This window comes from Streptomyces sp. NRRL F-5755, assembly GCF_001279365.1.
Classification (GTDB): domain Bacteria; phylum Actinomycetota; class Actinomycetes; order Streptomycetales; family Streptomycetaceae; genus Streptomyces; species Streptomyces rimosus.
Genome location: NZ_LGCW01000285.1, coordinates 1 through 26,162 on the forward strand (window position 1 = coordinate 1; position 26,162 = coordinate 26,162).

At 70.6% G+C, this 26,162-nt stretch carries 24 protein-coding genes and 3 pseudogenes; 10 read left to right on the top strand and 17 right to left on the bottom strand.

The genetic code is table 11. From position 1 onward, the window contains the following. The first annotated feature begins 189 nt into the window (after positions 1-189). Positions 190-816 (top strand): hypothetical protein, encoded by a 627-nt coding sequence (locus ADK86_RS29245; RefSeq protein ID WP_053699313.1) that lies wholly within the window; start codon positions 190-192, stop codon positions 814-816. Positions 817-1,359: 543 nt separating this feature from the next. Here ADK86_RS29245 and ADK86_RS29250 read toward each other — a convergent pair. Further along, positions 1,360-1,563 (bottom strand): annotated as a pseudogene (locus ADK86_RS29250) (helix-turn-helix domain-containing protein); the annotation flags it as partial. 67 nt (positions 1,564-1,630) lie between these two features. On the opposite strand from ADK86_RS29250, the pseudogene ADK86_RS42615 reads away from it, so the two are divergent. Next, positions 1,631-2,023, top strand: a pseudogene (locus tag ADK86_RS42615) (transcriptional regulator); the annotation flags it as partial. A gap of 354 nt (positions 2,024-2,377) precedes the next feature. Here the strand turns inward: ADK86_RS42615 and ADK86_RS29260 are convergent. From ADK86_RS29260 to ADK86_RS29275, 5 genes and pseudogenes are all read right to left on the bottom strand, one after another. Beyond that, the gene (locus ADK86_RS29260; protein WP_053699316.1) at positions 2,378-3,202 is read right to left on the bottom strand and encodes an SDR family oxidoreductase; all 825 of its coding nucleotides are present in this window, start codon (positions 3,200-3,202) and stop codon (positions 2,378-2,380) included. Between the two features lie 273 nt (positions 3,203-3,475). Next, on the bottom strand, positions 3,476-4,255 hold the full coding sequence (locus ADK86_RS29265) for an NAD(P)-binding domain-containing protein (protein ID WP_053699317.1): 780 nt from the start codon (positions 4,253-4,255) through the stop codon (positions 3,476-3,478). A 651-nt stretch (positions 4,256-4,906) separates the two neighbouring features. Further along, positions 4,907-5,176 (bottom strand): aldo/keto reductase, encoded by a 270-nt coding sequence (locus tag ADK86_RS45475; protein WP_324611423.1) that lies wholly within the window; start codon positions 5,174-5,176, stop codon positions 4,907-4,909. 110 nt (positions 5,177-5,286) lie between these two features. Beyond that, a pseudogene (locus tag ADK86_RS45480) lies at positions 5,287-5,358 on the bottom strand (hypothetical protein); the annotation flags it as partial. Between the two features lie 120 nt (positions 5,359-5,478). Then, positions 5,479-6,441 (bottom strand): alpha/beta hydrolase, encoded by a 963-nt coding sequence (locus tag ADK86_RS29275; RefSeq protein WP_053699319.1) that lies wholly within the window; start codon positions 6,439-6,441, stop codon positions 5,479-5,481. 131 nt (positions 6,442-6,572) lie between these two features. Here ADK86_RS29275 and ADK86_RS29280 point away from each other — a divergent pair, with 131 nt between their 5' ends. After that, a complete protein-coding gene (locus tag ADK86_RS29280) occupies positions 6,573-7,226 on the top strand; it encodes a TetR/AcrR family transcriptional regulator (protein WP_053699320.1) in 654 nt (217 codons plus the stop codon). Positions 7,227-7,479: 253 nt separating this feature from the next. Here ADK86_RS29280 and ADK86_RS29285 read toward each other — a convergent pair whose 3' ends face one another. After that, positions 7,480-8,328 (bottom strand): DUF4394 domain-containing protein, encoded by an 849-nt coding sequence (locus ADK86_RS29285; RefSeq protein WP_053699321.1) that lies wholly within the window; start codon positions 8,326-8,328, stop codon positions 7,480-7,482. A gap of 348 nt (positions 8,329-8,676) precedes the next feature. Here ADK86_RS29285 and ADK86_RS29290 point away from each other — a divergent pair, with 348 nt between their 5' ends. After that, positions 8,677-9,921 carry a PucR family transcriptional regulator gene (locus ADK86_RS29290; protein ID WP_053699322.1) on the top strand — a complete coding sequence of 415 codons (1,245 nt, stop codon included), beginning with the start codon at positions 8,677-8,679 and terminating at the stop codon, positions 9,919-9,921. A gap of 428 nt (positions 9,922-10,349) precedes the next feature. Further along, positions 10,350-11,270 carry an RICIN domain-containing protein gene (locus tag ADK86_RS29295; RefSeq protein ID WP_159393990.1) on the top strand — a complete coding sequence of 307 codons (921 nt, stop codon included), beginning with the start codon at positions 10,350-10,352 and terminating at the stop codon, positions 11,268-11,270. A gap of 24 nt (positions 11,271-11,294) precedes the next feature. Here the strand turns inward: ADK86_RS29295 and ADK86_RS29300 are convergent, their stop codons facing one another. After that, a complete protein-coding gene (locus ADK86_RS29300; protein ID WP_324611424.1) occupies positions 11,295-11,915 on the bottom strand; it encodes a hypothetical protein in 621 nt (206 codons plus the stop codon). A 98-nt stretch (positions 11,916-12,013) separates the two neighbouring features. After that, a complete protein-coding gene (locus ADK86_RS29305; RefSeq protein ID WP_199834495.1) occupies positions 12,014-12,427 on the bottom strand; it encodes an ATP-binding protein in 414 nt (137 codons plus the stop codon). 496 nt (positions 12,428-12,923) lie between these two features. Here ADK86_RS29305 and ADK86_RS29310 point away from each other — a divergent pair, with 496 nt between their 5' ends. Together ADK86_RS29310 and ADK86_RS29315 are read left to right on the top strand one after the other, a co-directional pair. After that, positions 12,924-13,487 carry an STAS domain-containing protein gene (locus ADK86_RS29310; RefSeq protein ID WP_053699325.1) on the top strand — a complete coding sequence of 188 codons (564 nt, stop codon included), beginning with the start codon at positions 12,924-12,926 and terminating at the stop codon, positions 13,485-13,487. A gap of 149 nt (positions 13,488-13,636) precedes the next feature. Continuing rightward, positions 13,637-14,053, top strand: coding sequence for an STAS domain-containing protein (locus ADK86_RS29315; protein WP_063789115.1), 417 nt, complete (start codon positions 13,637-13,639; stop codon positions 14,051-14,053). A 31-nt stretch (positions 14,054-14,084) separates the two neighbouring features. Here the strand turns inward: ADK86_RS29315 and ADK86_RS29320 are convergent, their stop codons facing one another. The 5 genes from ADK86_RS29320 to ADK86_RS29340 form a co-directional block, all read right to left on the bottom strand. Next, entirely contained in the window at positions 14,085-14,462 is a 378-nt protein-coding gene (locus tag ADK86_RS29320) for an STAS domain-containing protein (RefSeq protein WP_053699327.1), read from the bottom strand. 439 nt (positions 14,463-14,901) lie between these two features. Then, the gene (locus ADK86_RS29325; protein ID WP_234346082.1) at positions 14,902-15,291 is read right to left on the bottom strand and encodes an SH3 domain-containing protein; all 390 of its coding nucleotides are present in this window, start codon (positions 15,289-15,291) and stop codon (positions 14,902-14,904) included. A 156-nt stretch (positions 15,292-15,447) separates the two neighbouring features. Continuing rightward, complete coding sequence (locus ADK86_RS29330) at positions 15,448-15,759, bottom strand: hypothetical protein (RefSeq protein WP_053699329.1); 312 nt, start codon at positions 15,757-15,759, stop codon at positions 15,448-15,450. Positions 15,760-15,847: 88 nt separating this feature from the next. Continuing rightward, on the bottom strand, positions 15,848-17,596 hold the full coding sequence (locus tag ADK86_RS29335; protein ID WP_053699330.1) for an acyl-CoA dehydrogenase family protein: 1,749 nt from the start codon (positions 17,594-17,596) through the stop codon (positions 15,848-15,850). Between the two features lie 111 nt (positions 17,597-17,707). Continuing rightward, a complete protein-coding gene (locus ADK86_RS29340) occupies positions 17,708-18,265 on the bottom strand; it encodes a PadR family transcriptional regulator (protein ID WP_053699331.1) in 558 nt (185 codons plus the stop codon). Between the two features lie 183 nt (positions 18,266-18,448). Here ADK86_RS29340 and ADK86_RS29345 point away from each other — a divergent pair, with 183 nt between their 5' ends. Then, positions 18,449-18,835, top strand: a complete 387-nt coding sequence (locus ADK86_RS29345; protein ID WP_078952345.1) for an ANTAR domain-containing protein — start codon at positions 18,449-18,451, stop codon at positions 18,833-18,835. A 57-nt stretch (positions 18,836-18,892) separates the two neighbouring features. Here the strand turns inward: ADK86_RS29345 and ADK86_RS29350 are convergent, their stop codons facing one another. The 3 genes from ADK86_RS29350 to ADK86_RS29360 form a co-directional block, all read right to left on the bottom strand. Further along, on the bottom strand, positions 18,893-20,107 hold the full coding sequence (locus ADK86_RS29350) for a cytochrome P450 (protein ID WP_053699333.1): 1,215 nt from the start codon (positions 20,105-20,107) through the stop codon (positions 18,893-18,895). Between the two features lie 49 nt (positions 20,108-20,156). Next, positions 20,157-21,386, bottom strand: a complete 1,230-nt coding sequence (locus tag ADK86_RS29355) for a cytochrome P450 (RefSeq protein ID WP_053699334.1) — start codon at positions 21,384-21,386, stop codon at positions 20,157-20,159. Between the two features lie 591 nt (positions 21,387-21,977). Beyond that, on the bottom strand, positions 21,978-24,263 hold the full coding sequence (locus ADK86_RS29360; protein ID WP_053699335.1) for an ATP-binding cassette domain-containing protein: 2,286 nt from the start codon (positions 24,261-24,263) through the stop codon (positions 21,978-21,980). A gap of 208 nt (positions 24,264-24,471) precedes the next feature. Here ADK86_RS29360 and ADK86_RS29365 point away from each other — a divergent pair, with 208 nt between their 5' ends. Both ADK86_RS29365 and ADK86_RS29370 read left to right on the top strand, forming a co-directional pair. Beyond that, entirely contained in the window at positions 24,472-25,257 is a 786-nt protein-coding gene (locus ADK86_RS29365; RefSeq protein ID WP_053699336.1) for a TetR/AcrR family transcriptional regulator C-terminal domain-containing protein, read from the top strand. A gap of 72 nt (positions 25,258-25,329) precedes the next feature. After that, positions 25,330-26,109, top strand: coding sequence for an SDR family NAD(P)-dependent oxidoreductase (locus ADK86_RS29370; protein ID WP_053699337.1), 780 nt, complete (start codon positions 25,330-25,332; stop codon positions 26,107-26,109). Positions 26,110-26,162 lie beyond the last annotated feature (53 nt).

The following is a 26,162-nucleotide window of genomic DNA, read 5'->3' on the forward strand; positions in this document are numbered from 1 at the left end:
CATGCTCACCGCACTGCGCGACCTGGTCGCCTCGGTGGAACTGCGCGGAGACACCCGCCGCAACTACTCCAACCTGCTCAGCGGCATCACCAGCCTGCCCGTCGCCCTGCGGGCGGAGTAGCGCGGCGGCGTAGGGGCGTTCCCACCCTCAGATCACCAGTAGAGGCACCGAGAGGTATCGGGGAGAGGATGAGCGTGAGCGCGTCGGCGGGCAGTGGCAGTGAGCTGAGCGATGAACAACTGGCGGTACGGCAGGCCGAGTTGCAGGCCGAGGCCGATGCGGTGAGTGCCGATCTGGGGCTGGTGCGGCTGTTGTCGGAGCAGGGGGAGGCCGTCCGGGTGGGGAGCGCGGCGCTGGGGCTGATGGTGGTGCCGGATCTCGACATCACGGTGATCTGCCCGGAGCTGACGGACCGCACGAAACGGGCGGTGGCCGGGATCGGGGCCCAATTGGCCGTGCACGACCGCGTGCGGCAGGTGTGCTTCCGCGACGACACCGGGCACTGGAACACCGATCCCGGCTATCTGGACGGGCTGTACCTCAAGGTCGACTGCCGCTCCGCGGCCGGACGGGGGTGGACCCTCGACATCTGGTTCGTGGACGAGCCCGACCGCCAGCCCGACCTGGCACATGTCCGTACCCTGCCGCCACGACTCACGGACGCCCATCGGGCACGCATCCTGCGGATCAAACAGGCACTGGCCCAGCGGCCCGACGGCGACGGGCGGGTGCCCAGTTACGAAGTCTACCGAGCGGTGCTGGACGGCGGAGTCACGACGGCCGAGGAGTTCGACCGGTGGTACGACCGCCCGTAGGCGTTGGACGGTGACGGCGGGGCGCCGGGAGGCGGAGCCGGGTGCGTCCGGTCCCGCCTCTCCGCGGTCCCGGCCGTCCGTCACCCGAGGGTTGGAGGCCCTTCGGCGAGCGGCGGTAGCCGTTGACGGGGAAGTAGTCCTCGGCCGTTGCTTCGCCCGCGTCGTACGGTTCGAGGCGGACGGCGAGCCCGGCTACTTGCCCCGGGCGGAGTGGCTGGAAACCATCGGTGGCCGTCGGATGCTGCTGTGTTCAGCGGTGGCCGAACGTGGCGCCGACTACTGGGGTCTGGCCTCCGTCTCCCCCGCCGCCCCCGACCCGGCCGTACGAGGACGGCATGGGCACCGGTGTGCGGTCGGCGGCGCGACCGATCATGGCGCCGACGCTACGAGGGCGGCCGCAGGTGCGGGAGGGTGCGCTGCGCCCACCCGGAGTGCGGGGCTGACGGCCCCGGCAGCGCACCCACGCCCTGAGCTACGCGAGGACTTCAGTGTGACGGCCATGGAACGCGAGAACGAGCTGGGTGACTACCTGCGCGCCCGGCGCGCCCGCAGCACCTGCTCGGACGGGTGCCGCTCACGGCCCTGCTCCAGGCGGACGTAGTAGTCCGTGCTCACCCCGGCCAGAAACGCCACCTCGTCGCGCCGCAGCCCCGGCACCCGCCGGGACCCGTCATCGGGCAGACCGGCATCCGCCGGGACACTGCGGCTGGACGACGCGGCGGCCGCCCATCTGTTCCGGCTGGGCAGGTCCGTCTTCGGAACGGCGGCTGCCGCGACGGCCGTGGCTCCGGAGTTGCTGAGGCTGATGGACGGCATGCGCGAGGTGCCGGCCTTCGTGGTCGGGGCGGCACAGGACGTACTGGCGGCCAACGCGATGGCGAGAGAGTTGTACGACGGTTTCGCCCGGTACGACAACCTGCTGCGGATGATCTTCCTCGCCCCCTACGCGCGCGAGTTCTACGCCGACTGGGACCGCGCGGCGCGGATCGCGGTGGACAACCTGCGGGCGTCCTCATCACAGTTCCCCAAGGACGAGCGGATCGAGCGGATCGTCGGCGAACTGAGCGTGCGCAGCCCCGCGTTCATCGGCCTGTGGGCGCGCTACGAGGTCCGACCCCGTACGCACGAGGACAAGCACTTCCGGCACCCGCAGGTGGGAGAGATCCGCCTGCACTTCGAGGCACTCGCCGTCACCAGCGCCCCCGGACAGCACCTGTCCGTCTACAGCGCGGAACCCGGCAGCGTCGGCACCGACGCCCTGGTCCGGCTCCGCCGACTGTCCGAGCCGGAAACGGCCTGGGCGGACCGGGCCGCTCCCGCAGAGGAGGAAGAACTCCGAGCAGTTCCAGCAGCGACGGGCCTTGCGCCGCTACTGCACCTGGCTGCCCCTGGCTGCCCGCGGCACGAGGCGCCGTCATCGCGGACCGCTCCGTGTAAGGGCGCCCGGGTGTCGGCCGCATCCAACCGCACTATCCCCGAGGTGATCGGTGCGTACCAGCGCTTTCATGGAGGCACCCGCCCCATAACGGACGGCTGGTCCGGCGCCCGGCCTGTTCCGGCTCTATTGCCGGAGGTCCCAGATCGCGGCCTGTTGCCGCTTCACCTCTTCGATACGGTCTGCCGGGAGGAAATTGCGGAAGAGGCCGGACTCCCCCTCCGCGACTTTCACGAAGAGTTCGACGATCTCCTCGGGGTCCTTCTGGCTCTCCCCGGTCATCTCGCCGTAGTCGTCGGCGAGCCGGACCTCGACACCGAGATCGGTGGTGAAGTGCTCGGCGCTGATGGACTTCTCACGCTCGAACCAGACGCGTAGCGCGTCGCCCATCCGGTCGTTGAAACCGGTCCGGTACGGGCCCGGGTTGATGGTGCACACCTGGACGCCCAGTGGTTTCAGCTCGTCGTGCATCGCCTGGGCGATCGACTCGATGGCGTACTTCGACGCGCAGTACGGGCCGAGATACGGATTGGTCGTCAGGCCCGCGATGGACGACAGCCAGACGATGCGGCCGTTACCGCGTTCCACCATCTGCCGGGCGAATCCCTGGGCCAGGGCGAGATGGCCGAACACATTCACCTCGAAGACCCGCCGGACCAGTTCCAGGGGAATCTCGGTCAGCGGGCCCATTTCTCCGACGGCCGCATTGTTGAACAGCACGTCCACGTCCCAGGCGTGTGCCTGGCTGCGGTGCAGCGCATCGGTGACGTCGAGGTTCTCCACCTGGAGCCGGATACCGCGCCGGTCCGCTTCCTCGATCAGCCCGGTCATCTGCGGGCGGTTCTCGGCCGCCGCGATGACATGGTGACCGCGTTCGGCGAGACGCAGGGCAGCGTCACGGCCGAAGCCGGAACCCGCGCCGGTAATGAGAATGCGCTTGCCGCCTGCCACGGCAATCTCCTTTCCGGGGGCTGACCGGTTCACGGCGGTCAGCCTCGGCCCATTCGACGACTCGGCACAGACAGTAGCCGAATGAATACTGGTTCCGCGTGAACCCCTCAATGGAAGCGCGGCCCACTGCGGTCGGCCATGGAGTCGCCGATGGCACGAGGTCCGCGTCGGCACACCGACGTCCCAGGGCGGCCCCCGACGCCCGGCCGGCGAACTGGAACACGCATGGCAGCACTGGGAAAAGTTCGGCTCACCCGAGAAGCACCGGAATTCTTACTCCAGATCGGCAAGGAGGCCATCCAGAGCCTTCTTGAGGGCTGCCGCGTTGGCCGGATCGAACCAGTTGGTACGGATGCGCTCGTTGTTCCCCTTGGGCGTTTCGTGGTCGGCGGCGAGTTGGCGCAGAGGGCGGGTCTCATCGCTCAGGGATCGGCCGACGTTCTGGAAGAGACCTCGCACGTACCGGTCGGCGGCGTCGGCGGCGATGCCGTGGCCGGTGGCCCACGAGGTGAGCGTGGCGAGGTAGGCGTAGTGGGCGGTGAGCGTCCCGGTCAGTGCGGAGAAGACGTTGAAGGCGCCCTCGTCCGCGACGGGGAGCACTCCGCCCAACCGTTCGAAGAGAGCGTCCACCACCGGGTGCGCAGGGCAGGTCACCGTGACGGAGCGGCGCTCGCGCACGGCCGGCAGCGGGATGGCGCGAACGATCGGGGCACTGGTGGCGAGGGTTCGGCGCAGGTCGTCGGTGGCGACGCCGGCCATCAGGTTGACCACGGTCTTGTCGTCGTCCACCTTCAGCCCGGCGAATGCCTCGTGCTGGTCCTGGCGGCGCACGGCGATGATCACCACCTCGGACCAGTCCAGCACCTCCTGGTTGTCGGCGCACACATGGACCCCCTCGAAGCGCTCGGACAGTTCGGCGGCGGTGCGGGCCCCCCGGGGAGAGAGGAAGACGTCTGGCGACGCACCGCCCCCGTTGCGCAGGCCCTCGACGATGGCCCGGCCGATCTCGCCCACTCCGATGATGCCGATGCGCTGCACTGTGTCTTCCTCCATGGTGTGTGGTGGTCGTGACCTGTGTTGGTGCGGATCTGTACGGACGCGGGGGTTGCCGTCGGCTCCTCGCGTGCGGCACCGCTTGCCTGCCTCGACACCCCAGGCTGTCATGAACCAGGCAAGGAGGCCGAGCGCTCCGATGACGGATGACACGACCGGGTAAGTGGTGACGGCCGGGTCAACCCGCGCCTGGGGCGGCTGGGGCAGGCGACCCGGGCGTGGTCGGCCGGGAGACGGGCGGTGCCGCGGTCGAGCAACGTGGCGATCGTCGCGAGACAGCGAGCGCAAGGCCCGCGTACATCGCTCCGGGCAATCCTCGGGCACAGGCTGGGTCGTCATCGACATGCTTCTCTCCTCGTCGGTCGATCAGGGCGATGCCGTGGTTGCTGTATCGGGCGACTGGGCCCCGGCGTCGGGGACGGCGGCGGTCAGGTGCAGGCCGAGGACGGCCAGGTCGTCGCGCAAGTGGAGGTGGCGGGAACTGCCGGGGATGGGAATGACATCGCTGCCGCGGGTGAGGAGCCAGGCGAATGCGACCTGGACGGGGGTGGCCCTTCTGGCGGCGGCGAGTGGGTGATGGCGTGGGCGGCCCGGTGAGCAGGCCGCGGCCGAGAGAGCTGTAGGCGATCGGGGTGGCGCCAAGGCTGCAAATCATGGGCAGGATGTCGATTTCGACATGGCCTTCCCGCAGCGAGTACTCGGCCTGGACGGCGCTGATCGGATGGATGGCGTGGGCACGACGGAGGGGGCGGCAGAGACTTTGTACAGGCCGATCTGTCCCACCTTGCCCTGGCCGACCAAGTCGGCCAGGGCTCCGGCGGAATCCTCGACGGGGACGGCGAGGGCGATGCGGGCGAGGTAGTACCGGTCGACGTGATCGGTGCGCAACCGGCACAACAACGTTTCGCAGGCACGCCGCAATCCCTGCGTGAGCCGGCGAGGACCAGGCCCTCGGCGATGCGGTGAACTCCGGCCCTGGTAGCCGACACGGCGCGATCGCGGTGCGGTGCGAGGGTACGGCCGAGGAGTCCCCCGTTTGCCCCGTCGCCGTAAAAGTCGCCGGTGTCGAACACGATGACGCCCGAATCGAGAGCCTCCAGCACAGTGGCCGCGGCCTCGTGCGGGTCTCGGTGGGCCCATAGACGCCGAACATGCTCAGGCTGTAGCCGAGTCCGGAGACCGCTTGGCCGCCGGGTCCAAGGACGGGCCGCATCGTTTCGCCGTCACTTCGCCAGGGCTGCGCGGAGGAACGCGAGGATCTCCGCCCGGGCGGCCTCGGCCTGCGGTTCCAGGCCGGGCATGGAGAGGAACGCGTGCTTCGCGCCCGGGTATTCGGAAAGCCGTACGGGGGTCCCTGCCTCGCGCAGTTCCTCGGCGTAGCGGCGGCCGTGGTCGGCGACCGCGTCCTGGGTGGGCACCACCACGAGCGCCGGGGCAAGCCCGCTCAGGTCGTCCGCGTACAGCGGCGAGAATGTGCGGGCGTCGGCTCCCTGCGGGACGGCGAGCCGTTGGAAGAGCTGCAGTTGCGGCAGGGCCCGGCTCGGGCTGTACGCGTACTCGGTGACCGAGGGGTGGTCGAATGCCGTCCTGGTCACATCGACCGCGGGGTTGACCAGCACCTGCGCCTTGAGCTCCAGGTCGGCCTCCCTGGCCCGGATGGCCGTCAGCGCGCTGATCAGCGCGCCGCAGCTCTCACCGAAGACGGCCGCGCGCGCCGGGTCGACGCCCCACTGCGCGGCGTGCCGCACCACGTGGTCGAGTGCGTCCCAGCCATCGTCGGCGGCGTAGGCGAGCGGGCTGTCCGGGGCGAGGAGGCGGTGCTCGACCGAGACCACGACGGCGGGCAGTCCCACGGCGAGGTGGCTGTTGATCCAGTCGGACTGCACCGCCGTGCCCACGAAACCGCCTCCGTGGACATGGATCACGAGAGGCAGGCCGGTCCGGGCTGCGGCTTCGCCGTCTCCCGTCGGCGCCGGCCGGTGGACCCGGACCGGAAGGTCGCGGCCGGGCAGCGCGATCTTCTGCCAGTCGATCGCGGCGCCGGTGTCCGGCTCCCCGAGGACCGCCCGCGCCGCGCGGGAAGCCCGGAAACGGTTCTCCGCTTCGCGGTAGGTGCGCAGTTCCTCTGCCGTCATCGCCGAGAAATCCGGCTCCGGCGGCCGTGCCGCGGTGGTGGTCTGGCTCATGTGTCCTTCTCTCCTCCCGGCCGGGTGCCGGGTGCGTCGTTGTGGCCGGACAGTGCGCCGTCCTCATTATGCACGCGGTGCGTGCAACAGCAAGTGCATGGTTTAGGCTGAGTCCGGACGAGAGGGGCGAGATGACTGGCCGAAGGCGTTGGTCGACCGACGAGATCCTGGACACGGCGGTGCAACTGCTGCACGCGAGCGACGCCGAGTCGTTCAGCGTGCGCAAGCTCGCCGCAGCGCTCGGGACCGACTCCTCCAGCCTCTACCGGCACTTCCGCAACAAAACTGAACTGCTGCGCGCGGCTGCCGACCGGATCCTGCTGGCCGCCATGGACGGCTACCGTCCCGAGGGCGACTGGAAGCAGCGCGTCACCGCCCTCGCCCTGCGCCTGCGCGCGGCCTTCGGCGAGCAGCCCCAACTCGCCGCGGTGTGGGGACGCTATGGGTCAGGCGGCACCGGATCCCGATTGATCATGGAGGAGGTGCTGCAGGCTCTGCGCACGTCCGGCCTGTCCGACGAGGAGATCCCGGTGCGATACCACCGCATCGTGGTCCTCCTCGCCGCACTGATCACCTCCGAGGCCGGTATCGGCACCCTCACCCCCAAGGAGTACGAACAGGGCATGGAGCAGTTCCGCGTCGCGGTGCTCGGCGCCGACCCCGAACGCTTCCCCGCCCTGGCCCGCTTCGCCCGCGACATCCGCCCCCTCGGAGCAGACCGCCGCGCCGCATTCGAAGAAATCCTGACCGCCCAACTCGCCCACATCGAGGCCCGGATCCCCTGATGTGCCGGGGCACGAGGGCGATGCCATCGCCGCTACGGACAACCTGACGACAGCCGATGTGCGCAAGTTGACGCACGCGCTGGAAGAACTCCGCCGATCCGGGCGGCGTGACCCACGTCATCAACGTAACTGGTCTGTCCCGCCGGCAGTGACAGGGTTACGCGCCGGGGCCGCCGCACAAGGCCACGTGCCCATAGCGGGACGCGCCGCGGTCCGGTGGTGGCCGGCCGCGGCGCGGGCATGACCGACGGGATCAGCTGCCGGTGAGGGCGATGGCCAGGTCGGTGATGTTCAGCGGGAACTGGGCGATGGAGGTGACCTGGCCGGTGAAGACGTTGACGCTGTAGAGCGACGGGGTGCCGGCGCCGGCCGGGGTGAGCGAGGCGAAGGCGGCGTTGTCGACCGCCTTCCCGTTGGACAGGGTGCTGTAGATGTCCATGCCGGCCTTGAGCCCGGCGTCGATGCCGAGACTGCCGGTCGGTGCGAGCGTGCCGTTGTTGGCCGGAGACTGGAGGACGACCTGGTCGCTGGTCGTATTGATGTCGATCAGGCTGGTCGCAGTGGCCGCGCTGAGGTCGTTGTTCGTGTACGCGGCGGCGGTGACGCCCTTGGTCGTGCCCTCGATCGGCGGGGTGGTGAGGTTCAGGTCCTGGATGGTCGAGTGGTCGTTGAGGTTGTGCCGCAGGTTCTGGCCGGTGTCGCTGATCACACGGAGCCGGTCGGCCGCCGGGTTGAAGTCGACGCCGAACGTCGTGCCGCGCAGGTCGTACTGAAGCTGGGACACCTTGGTGACCACCACGTCCGCGGTGGCCGGCGGGGTCTTGATCGTGTAGATGCCGCCCTTGTTGCCGACGCCGTACAGCAGGCCGTCCTGCACGCGGAAGTCGATTCCTATCAGGCTCGTGTCGCCGCTGAGGCCGGTGACGGCCCGGACCCAGTCGAGTACGTCCGGCCGGTTGGTCGTGAACGTGGCCATCAGGGTGCCGTCGCCGGTGATCCCGAACGCACGCAGGCCGGGGGCGGCGTCGGGCGCGGCCGAACCGGTGCCCGGCGTGCCGAGCATGAGCGCCGTCGACGTGACCGTGGCCGCGACCACCGACATGATCTTCCTTTTCGTGCCTGCTCTCATCGAAGCATTCCTCCGGTTGGGCAGGCGCCATGATGCGGCGCCTGACTGAGAATTCCCGTACATCCGCCCGTACTGATTACCGGGGGCAGGCCCGGAATGACTGCCGCAGCGCCCCCTCCACGGGCGTGTACGCCGTTCTCATTAAGGCCGCTTCATGGCTCCCGCACAAGCGAAAGGGGTGACGAGAAATCCTCGATCCAGAAATTTTGTGCGCTGTGACAAAAGGATCGGTCGTATACTTGCCGCCGATTTATGCGCAGTGATGAACGCCGTCCGGATTCAGCCTGTCGGCCGGGTCGTTCGGAATGGCATGCTTGCGTCGTGGGGAGCCTCTTCGTCGAACTGGCCCGGCGAGCGTCGGCCAACGCCCGCCGGGAGGTCGAGACGTACACGCGCGAGATCCCGGAGTTCGAGTTCTTGGACAAGGGCCCCGGGGCACGGACCGAGACGCTGGAGCACTCGCTGTGGCTTCGGCGTCGAACCGTCGAACTTTCACCGGAATGCAGCGAGTTGACCGATGAAGACCTCGGCCACATCGCATCGATGGGAGAGCTGCGTGCCGGAGCGGGAATGTCGCTCGAAGTGCGGCAGCGGGTCCTGTGGCTGCACACCGCGCTTATGCTGCGCGAGATCAACGAGGCGGCCGAGGCTCAGCGCGGCGGCGGCGTCGAGGAAATCATGCGCATGATGAACTGGTTCGCCCCGCAGGGTGAGCGTGGCATCAGCGCTTACTGCCAGGGGTACGTACGGGTACTGCGCCGCCGGATGCAGTATGTCGAGCAGGTCGCCCTGCTGGCCCGGTCGCTGCTGAACGGAGATCCCATATCGGCGGAACTCGCCACGGCCGTCGACATGGAACTGCCGGATTACTGGGCGGTGACGGTGTTCCGGATCCCGGACCGCCCCGCCGATGATTCTTTCCTGGAATACGAGATCGAGACACTGGTGAAGAGCCACCGGGTGCCCGTGGTGTGGGGCCCTGAGGATGGCGACGGAAGCGGTGAGCTGATCGCCCTGGTTCCTTTGTTCTCCGGCACGGCGGGGGCGGAATCCGTACCGCCGCACACCGTTCTCGACCTCTTGCCCGAGCTCGCCCCCGCCCACTTGCCCGAGCTCGTACGGGACTTCGCCCAGGCCCTCGGTCGGCCCTGCGCCGTCGGCACCGCCACCGCGCCGCTGCCCGAACTGGCCGACGCCCTCGACCGGGCCCGGCGGATCAGCCGGGCGGCCCCGATGCGCCGGTCCTCCGCCCGGCTCCGGCCGCACACCCTGGCCGATGTGTTCGTCGAACTCGCCGTCGTGGACATGCCGTTCGTCGACACATGGCTGCGCGACGTGGCCCGAAGACTGGACTCCGGCCCGGACCTGCTCGTCACCCTCGACGCGTACTACCGCCACGACATGCACCGCGGCGCCACGGCGACCGCTCTCCATGTCCACACCCGCACCCTGGACTACCGCCTCCGCCGGGTACGGGAACTCACCGGCATCGACCCCGGCTCGACGCGGGGCGTGCGCACGCTCAGCGCGGTCGTCACCCGGCGCCTGTCGGGAGCGTGGCGCTGAGCCCACCGGGGCGCATCTGGTGCCGCCCCGGACCGGCCGGTCGCGGACACCAAAAGAAACCACACGGGCATCACCCGCTCCCGGAGCAGCACTCGAATCCCGAATCTTCTTCCGGAAAACCCTCTTCACCTGCCGTCTCCTGCGCCACACTCACCTTGTCCGTCGTCGGCGCGCGAAAACCCGGCCCACCACCGCCGGGACACCGACAAGAACGGACCAGCCACGCACCAGACACGAACCAGAAACTGACCAGAGAGGAACCACTTGTGACGCCGACCCCGAGCCACCACCGAAGAAACCCGGCCGCCGTTCTCCGCTTACTCGCCGCCGCCCTGGTGACCTGCTGCGTCGCCCTGGGGATCACGGCCGCGCCGCCCCTGACGTCCGAGGCACGCGCGGACGGTGCCTGTAGCTCTCCGTTCCAGTGCGTGGGCTTCACTTCGCTGAGCAACGGTCGCCTGCTCGACGTACAGAACGGGTCACGGGACGACGGGGCCTTCATCGTCACCAACTCGGCGCCCGGGCACCACCAGTCGTGGCGGCTGGACATCGATACGAAGGACGCATCCTTCGCCATCGTGAACAACGCGACCGGCAAATGCATCGACCTTGCCTGGCCCGCCCTGCGCCAGCAGACCTGCCGTGGACAGCAGAGCCAGAAGTGGTACGCGCAGCCGGTGGCGGGCGCCGCCAACGCGTTCATGATCCGTAACGAGAGCGACAACTCGTGCCTCGACCTGCTGGCCGGCGCGCAGTACGACGATGCGTGGACCGGGCAGTCCAAGTGCCACGGCGGCGCGAACCAGCGCTGGACCACGACGGCGGAGGTCCGGAACCTGGCCGTGGACCACGCCGCGAAGGTGTGCCAGAAGAACACCTCCACCTGTTCGTGGGCGGTCAAGAGCACCGCCCCGGCGGCGCCGCTGCCGAAGGTGTGCGCGTCGGCGGTCTGGTACAACAACACCCGCGAGCCCATCTCGCAGACGTTCACCGTGGACAACACGACCGGCTGGCAGAACAGCATCGGCGTCAACATGTCCACCCAGCTCACCGTCGGCGCCCTCGAACAGCTCTCCGCGATGGTCGGCTCGACGCTGGAGGCGTCCCACGTCTGGTCGGGTTCGCAGAGCGTCAACAACAGCGTCACGATGCCCGTGCCCGCCGGACACTACGGCTGGGTGACCCTGTCGGTCCTGGCCAAGAAGGTGACCGGCACCTGGACGTTCGACGCGCACGGCTTCCCCTGGACCGCGGAGGACACCGTCACCGTTCCCCTCAAGGACGACCCGAGCGGCGGCGCGACGATGTACATCACCAACTCCAGCCCCACGTTCACCTCCTGCGTCTGATCCTGCCCGGGGGTGCCTGCATGCTTACGGCATCCCCGGCGCACGCACGTCGAGACACCGGGCGAGGGCCGCGGTGACGGATGCCGCGTGGGCGGGCACGTGGTGAGCGGTCCAGGATGCGGCCAGGGCCAGGAAGGCGTCCAGGTCGCGTTCCGCGTCTGTGAGCAGGTGGCGCAGTTCGGTGACGGGGAGGTCGATCACCGGGCTGCCCTCCTGCCAGGCGTCCACGGTCAGGCGGACGGTGTCGCCGCGGCGTTCGGCGGTCGGGGACGGGTCGTGGCCGAAGCCGACGAAGCCGGCCCCGTCGAACACCCGGTGCCACTCGCGCCACTCCTCCAGGCCGTCGCAGCAGCCGGGCAGCACGGTGACGCCCGTGACGGCGTCGTGGACCTGCAAGCCACCGGCCGCTATGGGGTGCTCGCTCGTCAGCAGCGCGTGGAGGAAGGCGCCGTACGGGTCGGAGGGCGGCGGTGAGGCGTCGTCCTCGGGGCCGACGGCGTTGGTGAAGGCGATCTGCGCCACTGCCGTACCGACCTCGGCCGTCTCCATCCCACCGCCGAGCCGCAGAAAGGTGTACGGCTCGAAGTCGATGACGGGCCAGAGGGTGAAGTCGCCCGGGAAATGGAGTTCGAGGACCGGTTGCATGGTGATCACCGCAAGAGTGTCGCGCGCCACGGCCGGGTGACGGCGGTCGGGGTACAAGGCCGGGCGTACGAGGCCGGTCCCCCGCGGTCAGACCGCGATCACACCCCGCTCAACGTGGCGCGGATCGTCTTGCCGCCCGTGGGGGTGTCCAGGACGTCGAGGGTGTGGGCGAGGGCGCAGACGATGAGGAGGCCGCGTCCGCTCTCGTCGCCGGGGGCGGGCGGGCGGAAGCGGGGGCGGTCCGGGCAGTCGTCGCTCACCTCGACCGTCAGGGTGTCGGCCGCGACGCACAGCCGCAGCCGGCAGCTGCTGCGGGTGTGGCGGGTGACGTTGGCGACCAGTTCGGTGACGATCAGGTAGGCGTCGGCCGGGTCGGCGGGCGCGGTCGCGCCGGCGATCACCCGGGTCAGGAAGGCGGCGGTCAGCCGGCGGGCCCAGAGAACCGTTTCCTGGGCGTGGGGTAACAGGTATTCGGCACGTGTGGTCCGGACGCGGGCACGACGAGTACGCAACGTTCGGCTCACTCCCCCCAAGGGCCGGTCGGCCCCCTTGGTCACACCTCGGTGGCCGGATCGTAGCGGTTGGTCTGTACCACTCATGCCCGGTTCGAGTGACAGCCACGCACGGAAGTCGGATTCCGTCCCCGGAAGTCCCCACCGCCGCTCGGGTACGTCCGGCCGCGCCGGCGGCCACGCGCACCGGTAGCGCCGGTACCGCTTCCCGTGCCGGTACCGGCTTCGGCCCAGGCCACCCGGACACCCACCCCACACCCACCTCGCACAGTGGCTGCGCCGCCGTTCAGTTGTCCGGGTTACGGATGCCTCCGGTGGGACAGCTCCGTGGCGGGTGCTTGTCCGTGCGGGATCGGGGGCATCACACCGGATGAGGCCGACGGACGGGGCCGACGCGACGCCCTGTGAGGCGTCGGCCCGCCCACTGCGTTCGGCCGCGGCTGCCCGGCCGTCCCCGCACATCGCCGGGGTATGTCCACCGACGGAGGAGACGCCTGTGACCGGTCTCTGCTCACGCTACTTCCGTGGCCGCGGCACGCCCGCGCGCCGTCTCGTGCGCTCAGGACGCCGCTGGTGGCGGCAGGACCGCGGGCAGCGCGGGTGGGTCACCGGCGCGTACCGCCGGGGCGACGGGCCGTGCTGGCGCGCGCGGCGGGACGGGGAGACGCTGCTGCTGTGGATTCGCGGCGATCTCGACCTGGAGCTGGCCCAGCGCCTCGGTCCCGCCCTGTCCCAGGTGTCCTCGCCCGCCGTACGCACGGTGGTGCTGGATCTGAGCGAGGTCACCTTCTTCGACTGCAGCGGCTTGCAGTGGCTGTGCGAGGTACGGTCCCGTGTGGCCGCACACGGCGGGGAAACCTATCTGCGCCAGCCGCCCCGGTGCGTGTACCGCGTGTTGCAGCTGGTGCCGCTGACGCGGCCCTTCGCGCTGCTGCCCCCGCCCGGACCCGGCGCCACCCGCGCGGCGACCGGCGGCCGCTCGTCCCGCGGCGGTGCCCGTCGCCTCGCCACCCGCCGCCGGAGCGCCGCGTACGGGACCACGCGACCGCACGGCGCCTGAGGGGCCCCGGCGGTGTACGCGACGGCCGGCCCGGGGTAGCGCAAGGGCCGGTCTCCGGGACAGCCGTGCCTGGTACCCCTGCCCGCCTACGGATAGCGTGTTCTGCCCGGCTCATGGGGTGTTGGAGCGGAGCTGCTCGGAGGTGCGAGATGCCGCACGCTGACGGGTTGCAGGTCAATATGGTCGCCGACTGCGACGCGTGCGCGGTGGTGCGCGTCAGCGGGGCCCTCGACCACATCGGGGAGCAGTACTTCCGTACGACGATGGGCGGCCATGTCGACGCCGGCTACTGGTACGTGGTCCTGGACTGCTCAGCACTGGTCTACTGCAACTCCCGCGGCCTGAACTGCCTGCTCGGGCTGCACTGGCTGCTGAGCCGCCGGGGCGGCCGTCTCCTGCTGGCGGCCGTGGGCCGCCGGGTGCTGTGGATGCTGGACAACACCGGAAGCAGGGAGGTGCTGGCCGTCTTCCCCACCGTCACCCGGGCCCTGGCCAGCCTGCCCGTCGCGCACCGCCCCGCCTGGCCGCCGACGTATCCGGTGAGCACGGGGCCGCCCGGAAAGTGAACGGGCCGGCGCGCCCGGCATCTCGTCCGGGTCAGCCGCCGACTCCCGGGGCGCCGGAAGTACCGGGCAGCGCGGGGTTGCCGCGCTGGGCGTCGTCGACGTCGGCGTACCGGGGGAACTGCTGGGAGAGTCCCGTCAGTTGCAGCAGCAGCTCGATGGAACGGTGGTCGTAGACCAGGCGCAGCCAGCCGCCGACCGCCTCGCACCGCGTCTGCGCGGCGCGCAGTTCCTGCAGCCCGCTGCTGTCGATGAAGGTCACGCGCCGCAGGTCGGCAACGACGCAGGCCGAGAGTGCAGCATCGTTCCCTCTCAGCTCTTCGCGGAGCGCCGTCGCCGTCGCCAGGTCGAGTTCGCCCACCGGACGAACGACCCGGCAGCCCTCCTTCTGCTCCGGGCACCGGGTGTTCATGGCGGTCAACTCCTCGGCTGCTGCTAGCGGGTGGCGCGGCCCGCACGGCGGGCACGCGGCGGGGACTGCTGGCAGCTTACGGATCCCACCGGCGCAGACGAAGCAGAAGGTTCATGCATCAATGAAACTTCCGCGAATGACCGCTTCCGATCGCCCGTTGACCGTTTTCGCCCGCACTCCCTCGCAGTCCGACCATGCCATCACAACCGATCAGACGATATTCCGCGCAATGGTTCGACAGTTGATACTACGGACGGATCGAGTGGCGACCGGGACCGCGTCGCACCCCTGCGCGACTCCCCAACGAGACCCCGACGCGACACCCGCGACCGGGACCGGCCACGACCGCAGCCTCAGGAGCGGGCCGTGAAGGCGGGCTCGCTCCTGAGGCCATGCGGACGGGTGGGCGGGTGGGCGGTGTGCCTCGGTCAGATGTCGCTCAGCACTTGTTGTCCGGGTGTACGGACCCGCCGTCGTCCAGGTTGCCGTTGTAGACCCAGCCGTTGATCTGCGTACCGTCGATGCGGACGTGCGTCCACTTGTTGCCCGCTGAGTTCTTCACCCAGCAGTGGTACTGGAGCACGACGGAGGTGCCGACCGTGGCGGTGACCCCGCAGTCCTCGCTGGGGCCGGTGCGGACCTTGGCGTCGCTGCCCTTGGCCGTGCCCTTGCCGGGCGACTTGTTCGACCAGCTGGGGTGGGTACACGCGTCGGCACCGGTGGGCGCGGCGCTGGCAGCGGGCGCCGTCGCGGTGAGCGTGGCGCCCGACAGGAGGAGCGGTGCGGCGACGGCCGCGGCGATTCTGGCGCGCTTCTTCAATGGGCTCACTCGTATTCCCCCTTGCTCTGCGGGCGTCCCGTACGGCCGCCCGGATGAACCTGAGCTTGCCGTATACCTACGGGAAACGCGGGGTCAGGGAAACATCTGACCAAAAATCGCCACCGCGGGGCTCATGCCCCGCGCCGTCCGCGCGACGCCCCCACATCAGTCCGTGGCGAACGCCGACAGCAGCGTGTCGGCGCGCAGACACATCTCGTACGTCCCCGCCCCCACGATGACCACCGACAGCTCGTCGCCGCCGACGGCGTTCGCCAGCCGCACTTCCAGCGTGTCGCCGCGGCCGACGAGGGGGTACGAGTACCAGCCGTCGGCGTCCGCGGCGTCGGTGGCCTTCACGCCGGCCTCGACGGCGGACCAGTCCGTGTCGTCGAAGTCGTACCCGGCATAGCGCGACAGCAGCTCCAGGAACGGTCGCGCGCGGTAGGTCAGGATCCACCCTCTGATCGCCTCGGCCACGATCGTTCACCTCCCCTGGTCACGGATGCCCGTCGGCCCCGCCCACGCCGAGTATCCGACGTACGGGCGGGGCCGTTCCCCTTGGGTCCTACGGCGCCATCTCGTACGTCCCGGACAGCGCCTCCACACGCTCCCAGACCCGGGCGGAACGGGCCTCGTCGACGACGGGGCGGCGGACCGCGGCCAGGGCCCAGCGCTGCTGGGCGTCGGTGGCGGAGTCCTTGCCGTGCAGTTCGACGGCGTACGCGGAGAAGTCCCGTACGAGGACGGCGAACAGCTCGTCGAGGACATCCTCGTCCAGGCCGGTCAGGCGGGCCTGTTCCAGGATGAGCTGACCGTGCACGACCAGCGCGAAGAGCTGGCCGACGGCGAGCAGCAGGTCGAGGTCGCGGCTCTGCTTCTCGTCGGGCGCGGCGGTGGTGACGAACTCGCACAGGGCGTCCGCCTGTTCGCGGAAGCGTGCGACGTTGGGCAGCGCGGCGTACGCGTCGAAGGCGGGGCGCCAGTCGTGGAACCGTACGGAGCCCAGGCCGCGGGCCGGGCCCTGGCGGAAGAGGAAGGCGTCGTCGGCCGCGTCCAGGCGGGTGGGCACGGGCTCGTACGCGGCCGGGTTCAGCAGGTGGTTGCCCATGAACTTGAGGATCAGGGCGAGGTTGACGTGGACCGTGCCCTCCAGCTTCGGCAGCCCCCGGATCTCGGTGGCGGCCTGGGCGAAGTAGGTGTCCTTCTCGAAGCCCTTGGCAGCGATGACGTCCCACATGAGGTCGATGACCTTCTCTCCCTCGGTGGTCACCTTCATCTTCGTCATCGGGTTGAAGAGCAGGTAGCGGCGGTCGTCGGGGCCGGCGCAGCGGAAGTAGTCCACGGCGCGGTCGCTGAACAGCTTCATCCCGGCCAGGCGTACGTAGGCGTCGGTCAGCTCGCGGCGCACGTGCGGGAAGGCGGTGACGGGGCGGCCGTACAGGATGCGGTTGTGGGCGTGGGTGACGGCCTCGTACATGGCGTGTTCGCAGATGCCGATGGAGGCGGTGCAGAGGTTGAACTTGCCGACGTTGACGGTGTTGAGCGCGGCGTCGAAGGCGGCGCGGCCGGTGTGCAGGATGTCGTCCGGGCCGACGGGGTAGTCGTCGAGGCGGAACTCGCTGACGTACTTGGAGGAGTCGACGACGTTCTTCACCAGGTGGTACGCCGGGTGACGGCTGTCGGCGGCGAAGAAGACGTAGCCGTCCGGGCCCTCGATGTCGGTGCGGCGGCCGAAGACGGAGACGAGTCCGGCGGCGTTGCCGTTGCCGATGTAGTACTTGGCACCGCTCGCGCGGAAGCCGCCGTCGCCGTCGGGCTCCAGCAGCATGTCGGTGCTGTAGATGTCGGCGCCGTGCGTCTTCTCGGAGAGCCCGAACGCGAACACCTCGCCCTGGTCGAGGAGTTCGGCCGCACGGGCGCGGGCGGCGGCGTTGTCGCTCTGCCAGACCGGGCCGAGGCCGAGGATGGTGACCTGCCAGGCGTACCAGTAGTCGAGACCGTAGAAGCCGAAGATCTCGTTGAGGGCGGCGATCCGGGCGGTGTCCCAGCGCTTGTCCGCGTGGCCGTCGGCCTGCTGGCTGGCGGGCTGCTCCCCGGCGGCGGAGGCCGGGGTGAGGAAGGTCGCGAACAGCTTCTCCTTCGCCGCGAACGCGAGGAAGTCCGCCAGCCAGGCCCGGGAGCGGTAGTCCTCGATCAGCCTGCGCTTGCCGCGGCTTTCGAACCAGTCGACGGTGGCGCGCAGCAGCCTGCGGGTCTCGGGGTCGAAGTGCGCCGGGTCGTAGGTGCGGGGGTTGAAGAGCAGCGGGTCGGCCATGAGACGCGCCTTTCGGGGTCGGGTGAGGGTTGGTGTACGGCTACGGGGGCGGGGGTGGATCATCGGGCGCGCGCCGGCATATGTGGCCGGCCGGCGCGGACGGTCCGCCCCTCACCTCTCGCTTCGCAGGCGGCGGAGCGTGGCGAGCACGTCCTCCAGCCAGGCGATCGTCATCCGCTCGTACGCGATGCCGCCGCGCAGGACGACGTGCTGGAGCTGCTGCCCGGCGTCGGGCGCCGCGGGCGCTTCGGGGCCCGTGAAGTCGCGCCGCTCCCCCGCGAGGTAGTGGGCGAGCCGGTCGGTGTGCGCCCGATGGTGCCGTTCGACCTCGCGGATCAGCGCGGCCGGGTCGTCGAAGGCCGCGCCGCGGATCTTGACCGCGAGGTCGTGCCGTACGCTCTCGGGCTCGATCGGCTCGTGCAGCCACCGGGACAGGGCGGCGCGGCCGAGGGCGGCGACGGAGTACTCCTTCTTGTCCGGCCGCGCCTGCTGCGGCACCTCGCGGACGTCCACCCATCCGTCGCTCTCCATGCGCTTGAGGACGCGGTAGATCTGCTGGTGGGTGGCGGTCCAGAAGTAGCCGATGGACCGCTCGAACCGCCGGGCCAGCTCGTAGCCGGAGCCCGGTTTCTCCAGCAGGGAGACGAGGATCGCGTGTTCGAGCGCCATGCCCTGATCCTGCTATGCAACGAGTTGCATAGACAAGCGGCCCCGGACAGGTGAGACGCGGGTCACCTGGCCTGCGGCCGGGGAGCGGCGGGCGGGGAGCACGGAACCGGCAGGCAGTCCTGTGGCAGACCTTGTCGCGGGAGCGCGGCAGTGCTGTACCGGCCCGGAGAGGAGTTGACCACCATGCGTTTCCCGGACCGGCCGGTGATCCGCCGCCCCCGCCGTACGACAGCCATCTCCCGCCACGACCGGGCCCCCGCCCCGGACACCCCGGTCGAGGTGCGGCGGCTGCGGGCCGAGAACGCGCAACTGCGCGAGGCGATGGCGAGCCGCCCGCAGATCGACCGGGCCCGGGGCATCCTGACGGCCGACGAGGCGTGCACCGCCGCCCAGGCGTGGGGCATGCTCCGCTACACCTCGCAGCACACCGACATCACACTCCGCGAGGTCGCCGCGGCCGTGGTCGCCGGCGCGGCCGGACCACCGCCCCCGCAGCCGATCAGCGCCACGCTACGGCGGGCGCGGGCGAGATTCCGGGCCCGCCGGCGAACGGCGGAGCGGGAGGAGTAGCGGCGGGGCGGGGCCGCACGCACCGGACCCCGCCGACACACTGGCCGCAAGCACACGTCACCACACCACCGGCAGCCTCACCACCCCGTCCGCCACCGCATTGGTCCGATATGCGATCTCCTCCACGGGGACGGCCAGCCGCAGCCCGGGGAAGCGGCGCCACAGGGCGCGGTAGGCGATGCGCAGTTCCATCCTGGACATCGCGGCGCCGATGCAGTGGTGGATGCCGTGGCCGAAGGCGACGTGGGGTGCGGGGTCGCGGGTGGCGTCGAAGCGGTCGGGGTGCGGGAGGAAGGCCGGGTCGCGGTTGGCCATCTGGAGGGAGCACATGACCTGCTCGCCCTTTTTGATCACCTGGCCCGCCACGGTGACGTCCTCCAGGGCGATCCGCCGCTGCGGCGCGTGCGCCACCGACAGATAGCGCAGCAGCTCGTCGACCACGCGGTCCGCGGACGCGGTGCCGGCGCGCAGCGCGGCGAGCTGGTCCGGGTGCTGGAGCAGGACGAGGATGCCCAGGCTGATCATGCCGGAGACATTGTCGAGCCCGGCGAGCATCATCAGGCCGCAGACGCCGCGCAGTTCCTCGTCGGTGATGTTGTCACCGTGTTCGCGTACGAGCGTGCCGATGAAGCTGTCGTCGGGGTCCTCGCGACGGCGGCGCACCATCGCGCCGAGGTAGCGCAGGTACGACTCGCCCGCGTCGGCCCGCTGCCTGCGCGGCCGGTCCTGCTCCAGCTGCCACTGGACGCGGCGCACGAAGCCCGCACGGTCGTCGCGCGGCACTCCGAGCAGTTCGCACAGCGCCTCGCCCGACACCGGGCGGGCGAACCGTTCCACCAGGTCGGCGGGCTGCCCGGCCTTCGCCACGCCGTCCAGGCACCGCGCCACGACCTCTTCGATACGGGGCTCCAGCTGCCGCATGCGCCGGACCGTGAACGCCGGGGTCAGCATCCGGCGCAGCCGGGTGTGCTCGGGCGGGTCGTAGTCCATCAGATGCCCGACGACCTCCGGGGGCCGGAAGCGGCTCGCGGTCCCGTACACCGGGCCGGAGGCGAAGCCGTTGGCGAACCGTGCGTGGTCGCCGAGGACCTGGCGTACCTCGTGGTAGCCCGTGACCAGCCAGACCGCGGCGCGGCCGGCGTCCGAGTCCTGGATGGGGCCCATGTCGACCTTGCTGATCGGTGCTTTCCCGTGCAGCTCGCGGGTGTAGGCGTCGGGACCGAAGGCGGCCCTGGGCGCTCGCTCGAACCGGCGCGAGGTGTCCTGCGGCATGTCGTCTCCTCGATCGTCACCGGCCGGGACCTTCCGCAGCCGGAACCCCTCACCAGGCGACGGGCAGCACGTCCAGGCTGAACTGCCGCGTCTGCGCGGAACGGAAGCGGATGCCGTCCGGCGCCACCGCGGTCCGCAGCTCGGGGAACCGGCGCAGCAGCGCCGGGTAGGCGATGCGCATCTCCAGCTTGACCAGCGGCGCGGCGACGCAGTGGTGCATGCCGTGGCCGAAGGCCATGTGCGGGGCGGACTCGCGGGTGATGTCGAACGCGTCCGCCTCGCGCCCGCCCTGCGCCCGGTTGACGGCGAACAGCGAGCAGGCGACCATCTCGCCCGCCTTGATGACCTGGTCCCCGATGGCCACGTCCTCCAGGGCGGTGCGGGGTGAGACGGTGTGGATGACGGTGACGTAGCGCAGCAGTTCCTCCACGGCCCGGTCGATCAGCTCCGGCCGCTCCCGCAGCAGCCGGAGCTGGCCGGGGTGGTCCAGCAGCGCCAGCGCGCCCAGCCCCAGCATGCTGGAGACCTGGAGGAAGCCGTCGGACACGAAGGTCGCGCCGACACCGGCCAGTTCGTCGTCGCTGATGTCCGCGCCGTGTTCGCGCACCACGTGGCCGAAGAGGCCGTCGCCGGGGCTGCGCCGCTGCCGCTGGGCGAGCCGCGTCATGTACGCCCAGTACGCCTTGCCGACGGCCGCCTGCTGTTCCGGGGGCGCGGACTCGTCCTGGGAGATGTCGAGGTAGCGGGCCAATTCCGCCCGGTCGTCGCGGGGAATGCCCAGCAGCTCGCAGGTGATCAGCCCCGCCACGGGCCAGGCGAAGTTCCGCATGAAGTCGGCCGGCGGCCCGACGCGCTCCATGATGTCCAGGCTCTCTTGGACGATCGCGGTGATGCGCGGCTCCAGCCGCCGGGTCCGCCGCGCCGTGAACTCCGGTGCCACCATGCGCCGGAGGCGGGTGTGGTCGGGCGGGTCGCACTGCAGGAGGTTGCCGGGTGCGGCGGGGGTTCCGGACTTGTCCCCCTCGTCGTCGGGCAGCCGGTTGCTGAAACGTTTCAGGTCGCCCAGCACCTCCCGTACCTCGGCCTCGCCGGTGGCCACCCACTTCACCCGGCCGAAGATCCCGAACTCGACATCGGCCACCACGAACGGCGCCTCCCGGACCTGCCGCAGGAGTTCGGGGACCGGATCGAAACGGTCCCGCCGCAGATGGGTGGGTGTCTGCCCGGGTCCGGCCGGACCGGTGTCCGGCTGGTTCGTCCTGGTGTCCGGCTGCGTCATCGCGGCATCCCTTTCTCCGTCGTCGGCTGCGGGCCGCCGCCCTGGCGGAGCGCGGCGACGGCGGCGGGCAGGAGGTGGCCGTTCACCTCTGGGACGGCGCCGGCCTCGGACGGAGGGAGGCCGTTGGCCGGCGCCGGGTCGGTTCGGCCCGTGGTGTACGGGCGGAGAGATATGCGGACAGGGGCCGGGGAAATGGTGCCGGGGCCGGGGAAAGGCGGACTCGAATACACCTGGCCGTTCATCCTTTCCCCCTTCGGTCGGCGGCGCGCGGCCGCCGGCATGACGCGCGTGTATGAGCGCCGGCAATGGATACGGAGCGGCATGGGGTACGGAATTCAAGAAGCCGCCGGAACGCCCGGTAAACGTCCCGCCGATGCGCACGACGGCTACCGCCCCTTTGCCCGGCTCGGAATACGACCAGCTGATGTTCCGTGATTTCCGGACCGTTCGTTCACTCTGCGATTGCCCGAGTACCGGGTCAACCGCAACCAGTTGGACGCCACGGATGAGGCATCAGTGGCGTCCAACTGGTTCTTTTCCGTGTTCCGTTCACGCATCGGCCGCGGGCCCGCGGATCGCCGGCCCGGGAATTCACCCCCCGACGTACTCCCGCAAATGCCGGGCCGTAAGCGTCTCCCCCTTGGCGACCAGTTCGGCGGGTGTGCCGGTGAAGACCACCCGGCCGCCGTCGTGTCCGGCGCCGGGCCCGAGGTCCACGATCCAGTCCGCGTGCGCCATGACCGCCTGGTGGTGCTCGATGACGACGACCGTGTTGCCGTCGTCCACCAGGTGGTCCAGCAGGGCGAGCAGCTGGTCCACGTCGGCCATGTGCAGCCCGGTGGTCGGCTCGTCCAGGACGTACGTCGTGGCCTTCTCGTTCATGTGGATGGCCAGCTTGAGGCGCTGCCGCTCGCCGCCCGAGAGGGTGTTGAGCGGCTGGCCCAGGCGCAGGTAGCCCAGCCCCACGTCGCCGAGCCGCCCGAGGATGGCGTGTGCCCGACCGGACGGGAAGAAGTCGTACGCCTGCGCCACGGACATCGCCAGCACCTCGCTGATGTCCTTGCCGCGCAGCTTGTACGTGAGCACCTTCGGCGTGAAGCGCTTGCCCTCGCACTCCTCGCACACCGACGCCACCCCGGCCATCATCGCGAGGTCGGTGTAGACCAGCCCGATGCCGTTGCAGTGCGGGCAGGCGCCTTCCGAATTGGCGCTGAAGAGGGCCGCCTTGACGCCGTTGGCCTTGGCGAAGGCGGTGCGGACCGGGCCGAGCAGTCCGGTGTAGGTGGCCGGGTTGGAGCGGCGCGAGCCGCGGATCGGCGACTGGTCGGCGACGGCGACGCCCTCGCGCCCGGCGACGTACCCGTGGATGAGCGAACTCTTCCCGGAGCCCGCGACGCCGGTGACGACGGTCAGCACACCGAGGGGTATGTCCACGCTCACGTCGCGCAGGTTGTGCCGGTCCGCGCCTTCGATCGCCAGGGTGCCGCGCGGTGTGCGCACCTGCTCGCGCAGTCGCGCGCGGTGTCCCAGGTAGCGCCCGGTCAGCGTGCCGGACGTACGAAGGCCGTCCACGTCGCCCGAGTAGCAGATCCGCCCGCCGTCCGTACCGGCGCCCGGCCCCAGGTCGACCACGTGGTCCGCGATGGTGATGACCTCGGGCTTGTGCTCGACGACGAGGACCGTGTTGCCCTTGTCGCGCAGCCGCAGCAGCAGGTCGTTCATGCGCTGGATGTCGTGCGGATGCAGTCCGACGGTCGGCTCGTCGAAGACGTACGTGACGTCGCTGAGGCTGGAGCCGAGGTGGCGCACCATCTTCACGCGCTGCGCCTCGCCACCGGACAGCGTGCCCGCGGGGCGGTCGAGCGAGAGGTAGCCGAGGCCGATCTCCACGAGGGAGTCGAGCAGGTGCCGCAGGTTGGCGAGCAGCGGCGCCACGGAGGGGTCCTCGACCCGGCGCAGGAACGCGGCGAGGTCGCTGATCTGCATCGCCGAGCACTGAGCGATGTTGACGCCGTCGATGGTGGAGGAGCGGGCCGCGGCGCTCAGCCGGGTGCCGTCGCAGGCCCGGCATTCGGTGAAGGCGACGGCCCGGTCGACGAAGGCCCGGATGTGCGGCTGGAGCGCGTCCCGGTCCTTGCTCAGGAACAGCCGCTGGACCTTGGTGACGAGCCCTTCGTACGTCGTGTTGAGCGTGGCCTCCTTCACCTTGGTCGCGGGTTTGTGCAGGAAGTCCTGCCATTCCCGCTCGGTGAAGTCCTTGAGCTTCTTGTCCGCGGGGAAGAAGCCGGAGCCCGCCATGACCTGCCAGTACCAGGAGCCAATGGCGAAGTTGGGCACCGTGATGGCGCCCTCCTCCAGGGAACGTTCGCGGTCCACGAGCTGGTCCACGTCGATCTCCGAGACCTGGCCCAGGCCCTCGCACGCGGGGCACATGCCCTCGGCGCTGTTGAAGCTGAAGGCGGAGGAGGTGCCGATGTGCGGGGTGCCGAGGCGGCTGAAGACGATGCGCAGCATGGTGTACGCGTCGGTCGCGGTGCCCACGGTGGAGCGGGAGTTGGCGCCCATCCGCTCCTGGTCGACGATGATCGCGGCGCTCAGGTTGCGCAGCGCGTCCACGTCCGGGCGGCCCATGCTGGGCATGAACGACTGGATGAACGCGGTGTACGTCTCGTTGATCAGCCGCTGTGCCTCGGCGGCGATGGTCCCGAAGACGAGGGAGGACTTGCCCGATCCGGAGACCCCGGTGAAGACGGTGAGCCGCCGCTTGGGCAGGTCCAGGGAGACGTCGGCCAGGTTGTTCTCCCGCGCGCCGCGTACCTCGATGACGTGGTGCAGGTCCGCGGCGGACGGCTGGAAGCCGGAGAGGTCGGCGGGCATACGGATTCCTTCTCCTCGCGTACGGCGGCCCGGCGGCGACGGCCGGGCGGGAAACGGAGCGGCGGCGGGGCGGGCGGCGGCCACGGGCCCCGGCGACGTCCCCGTACTCTGCCACACTTTCCGCGTACGGCGTACTCTATACGTTGTACAGAGTTGATGGCGGCCGGACGGACGGACCGGGCGCCCGCACACGGAACAGGACGGACACGTGGCCAAGGAACCGGGAGTCGACGCGGCCCGCACCCTGCGTCTGCTGTGGCGGGAGCCCGGCAGCGGACCGTCCCGGCGCGGCCCCAGACAGGCGCTGAGCATCGACGCCGTCATCGAGGCTGCCACCGCGCTCGCCGACGCGGACGGGCTGGACGGGCTGACCATGCGCAGCGTGGCGCAGCGGCTCGGCGTCACGCCGATGACGCTCTACACGTACGTACCGGGCAAGTCGGCGCTCCTCGACCTGATGCTGGACGCCGCGTATCTGCGGATGCCGCGCGAGGCGCACGACGGCGTGCCGTGGCGGGCCCGGCTGGAGACGGTCGCGCGCGAGAACCGCGCGCTGTACCGGCGGCATCCCTGGGTGGCGGAACGGCCGGTCTCCCGCCCGCCGCTCGGCCCCGGGGTCATGGCCAAGTACGAACACGAACTGGCCGCCTTCGACGGGCTCGGCCTGGACGACGTGACGACGGACGCCGCGCTCACCTACCTGCTCGGCTTCGTGGACTCCGTCGCCCGCGCGGAATTCCACGCACGCGCCGCGGCCCGGGACAGCGCCCTGACCGACGATCAGTGGTGGGCCGCCCACGCCCCGGTCCTGGCCACGGTTTCCGACCCGTCCCGCTACCCGCGCGCGGCCCGCATCGGCAGCGCCGCAGGTGAGACGCATCAGAGCGGGTACGACCCGGAGCACGCGTTCACGTTCGGACTCGGACGCGTACTGGACGGATTGGCCGCGCTCGTGGGACCACGGCGGGCACTTCCGGAAGGCGGCACCCCCTGATCCGGCGGGCACCTCATAACCACCCCCTCCCCCGGTCGCCTCCGCCCGTGACCTGCCGTTTAGGGTGCGGAAATGACTTCGGAAAGCTATCTCTCGTCCCTGTTCTCGCTGGACGGACTGGTCGCCGTGGTGACCGGCGGCAGCTCCGGCATCGGCCGGGCCATCGCCGGCGCCCTCACCGGCGCCGGCGCGAGCGTGGTGATCGTGGCCCGCAGGGAGGCCGAACTCACCGCCACCGTCGACGAATTGACGGTCGACGGCGGCCGGGCCGCCTGGGTGAGCGCCGATCTCGGCACCCGGGAGGCCACGCGCGCGGCGGCCGAGGAGGCGGCCGCAATATTCGGCGAGCCCGACATCCTCGTCAACTCCGCCGGGGTCAACCTGCGACCGCCGATGAGCGAGCTGGACGACGCGGTGTGGGACACCACGATGGCGGTGAACCTGGAGGCGCCCTTCGTGCTCGGGCAGCGGTTCGGCCCCGGCATGGCCGAGCGGGGTTTCGGGCGGATCATCCACGTCACGTCCCAGCAGGCGCACCGGGCGTTCGTCCGGAGCGGCGCGTACGGGGTGTCCAAGGGCGCGCTGGAGTCGCTGGCCCGCTCCCAGGCCGAGGCGTGGTCCCCGTACGGCGTCACCTGCAACACGCTCGTGCCCGGCTTCGTCCCCACCCCTCTGAACACCCGCCTGTCGTCCGACCCGGAGCAGGTGGCGGCGCTGGCCGCCCGCACCATGGCCGGGCGCAACGGCCTGGCCGGGGACTTCGCGGGCGCCGCGGTCTTCCTGGCGAGCCGCGCCTCGGCGTACGTCACCGGGCAGTCGCTGTTCGTGGACGGCGGCCTGTCCGTCCACTGACCCGGCGCGTACGGTGAGGACCACGGCCGACGGCAAAGGAGTGGCACATGGAC

Coding starts and splice junctions, on each gene's coding strand:
- ADK86_RS29245 (WP_053699313.1), top strand. CDS start 190: ATGAGCGTGAGCGCGTCGGCGGGCAGTGGCAGTGAGCTGAGCGATGAA.
- ADK86_RS29265 (WP_053699317.1), bottom strand. CDS start 4,255: ATGGAGGAAGACACAGTGCAGCGCATCGGCATCATCGGAGTGGGCGAG.
- ADK86_RS29275 (WP_053699319.1), bottom strand. CDS start 6,441: ATGAGCCAGACCACCACCGCGGCACGGCCGCCGGAGCCGGATTTCTCG.
- ADK86_RS29280 (WP_053699320.1), top strand. CDS start 6,573: ATGACTGGCCGAAGGCGTTGGTCGACCGACGAGATCCTGGACACGGCG.
- ADK86_RS29285 (WP_053699321.1), bottom strand. CDS start 8,328: ATGTCGGTGGTCGCGGCCACGGTCACGTCGACGGCGCTCATGCTCGGC.
- ADK86_RS29300 (WP_324611424.1), bottom strand. CDS start 11,915: ATGCAACCGGTCCTCGAACTCCATTTCCCGGGCGACTTCACCCTCTGG.
- ADK86_RS29315 (WP_063789115.1), top strand. CDS start 13,637: ATGCCGCACGCTGACGGGTTGCAGGTCAATATGGTCGCCGACTGCGAC.
- ADK86_RS29320 (WP_053699327.1), bottom strand. CDS start 14,462: ATGAACACCCGGTGCCCGGAGCAGAAGGAGGGCTGCCGGGTCGTTCGT.
- ADK86_RS29335 (WP_053699330.1), bottom strand. CDS start 17,596: ATGGCCGACCCGCTGCTCTTCAACCCCCGCACCTACGACCCGGCGCAC.
- ADK86_RS29340 (WP_053699331.1), bottom strand. CDS start 18,265: ATGGCGCTCGAACACGCGATCCTCGTCTCCCTGCTGGAGAAACCGGGC.
- ADK86_RS29345 (WP_078952345.1), top strand. CDS start 18,449: ATGCGTTTCCCGGACCGGCCGGTGATCCGCCGCCCCCGCCGTACGACA.
- ADK86_RS29350 (WP_053699333.1), bottom strand. CDS start 20,107: ATGCCGCAGGACACCTCGCGCCGGTTCGAGCGAGCGCCCAGGGCCGCC.
- ADK86_RS29355 (WP_053699334.1), bottom strand. CDS start 21,386: ATGACGCAGCCGGACACCAGGACGAACCAGCCGGACACCGGTCCGGCC.
- ADK86_RS29360 (WP_053699335.1), bottom strand. CDS start 24,263: ATGCCCGCCGACCTCTCCGGCTTCCAGCCGTCCGCCGCGGACCTGCAC.
- ADK86_RS29370 (WP_053699337.1), top strand. CDS start 25,330: ATGACTTCGGAAAGCTATCTCTCGTCCCTGTTCTCGCTGGACGGACTG.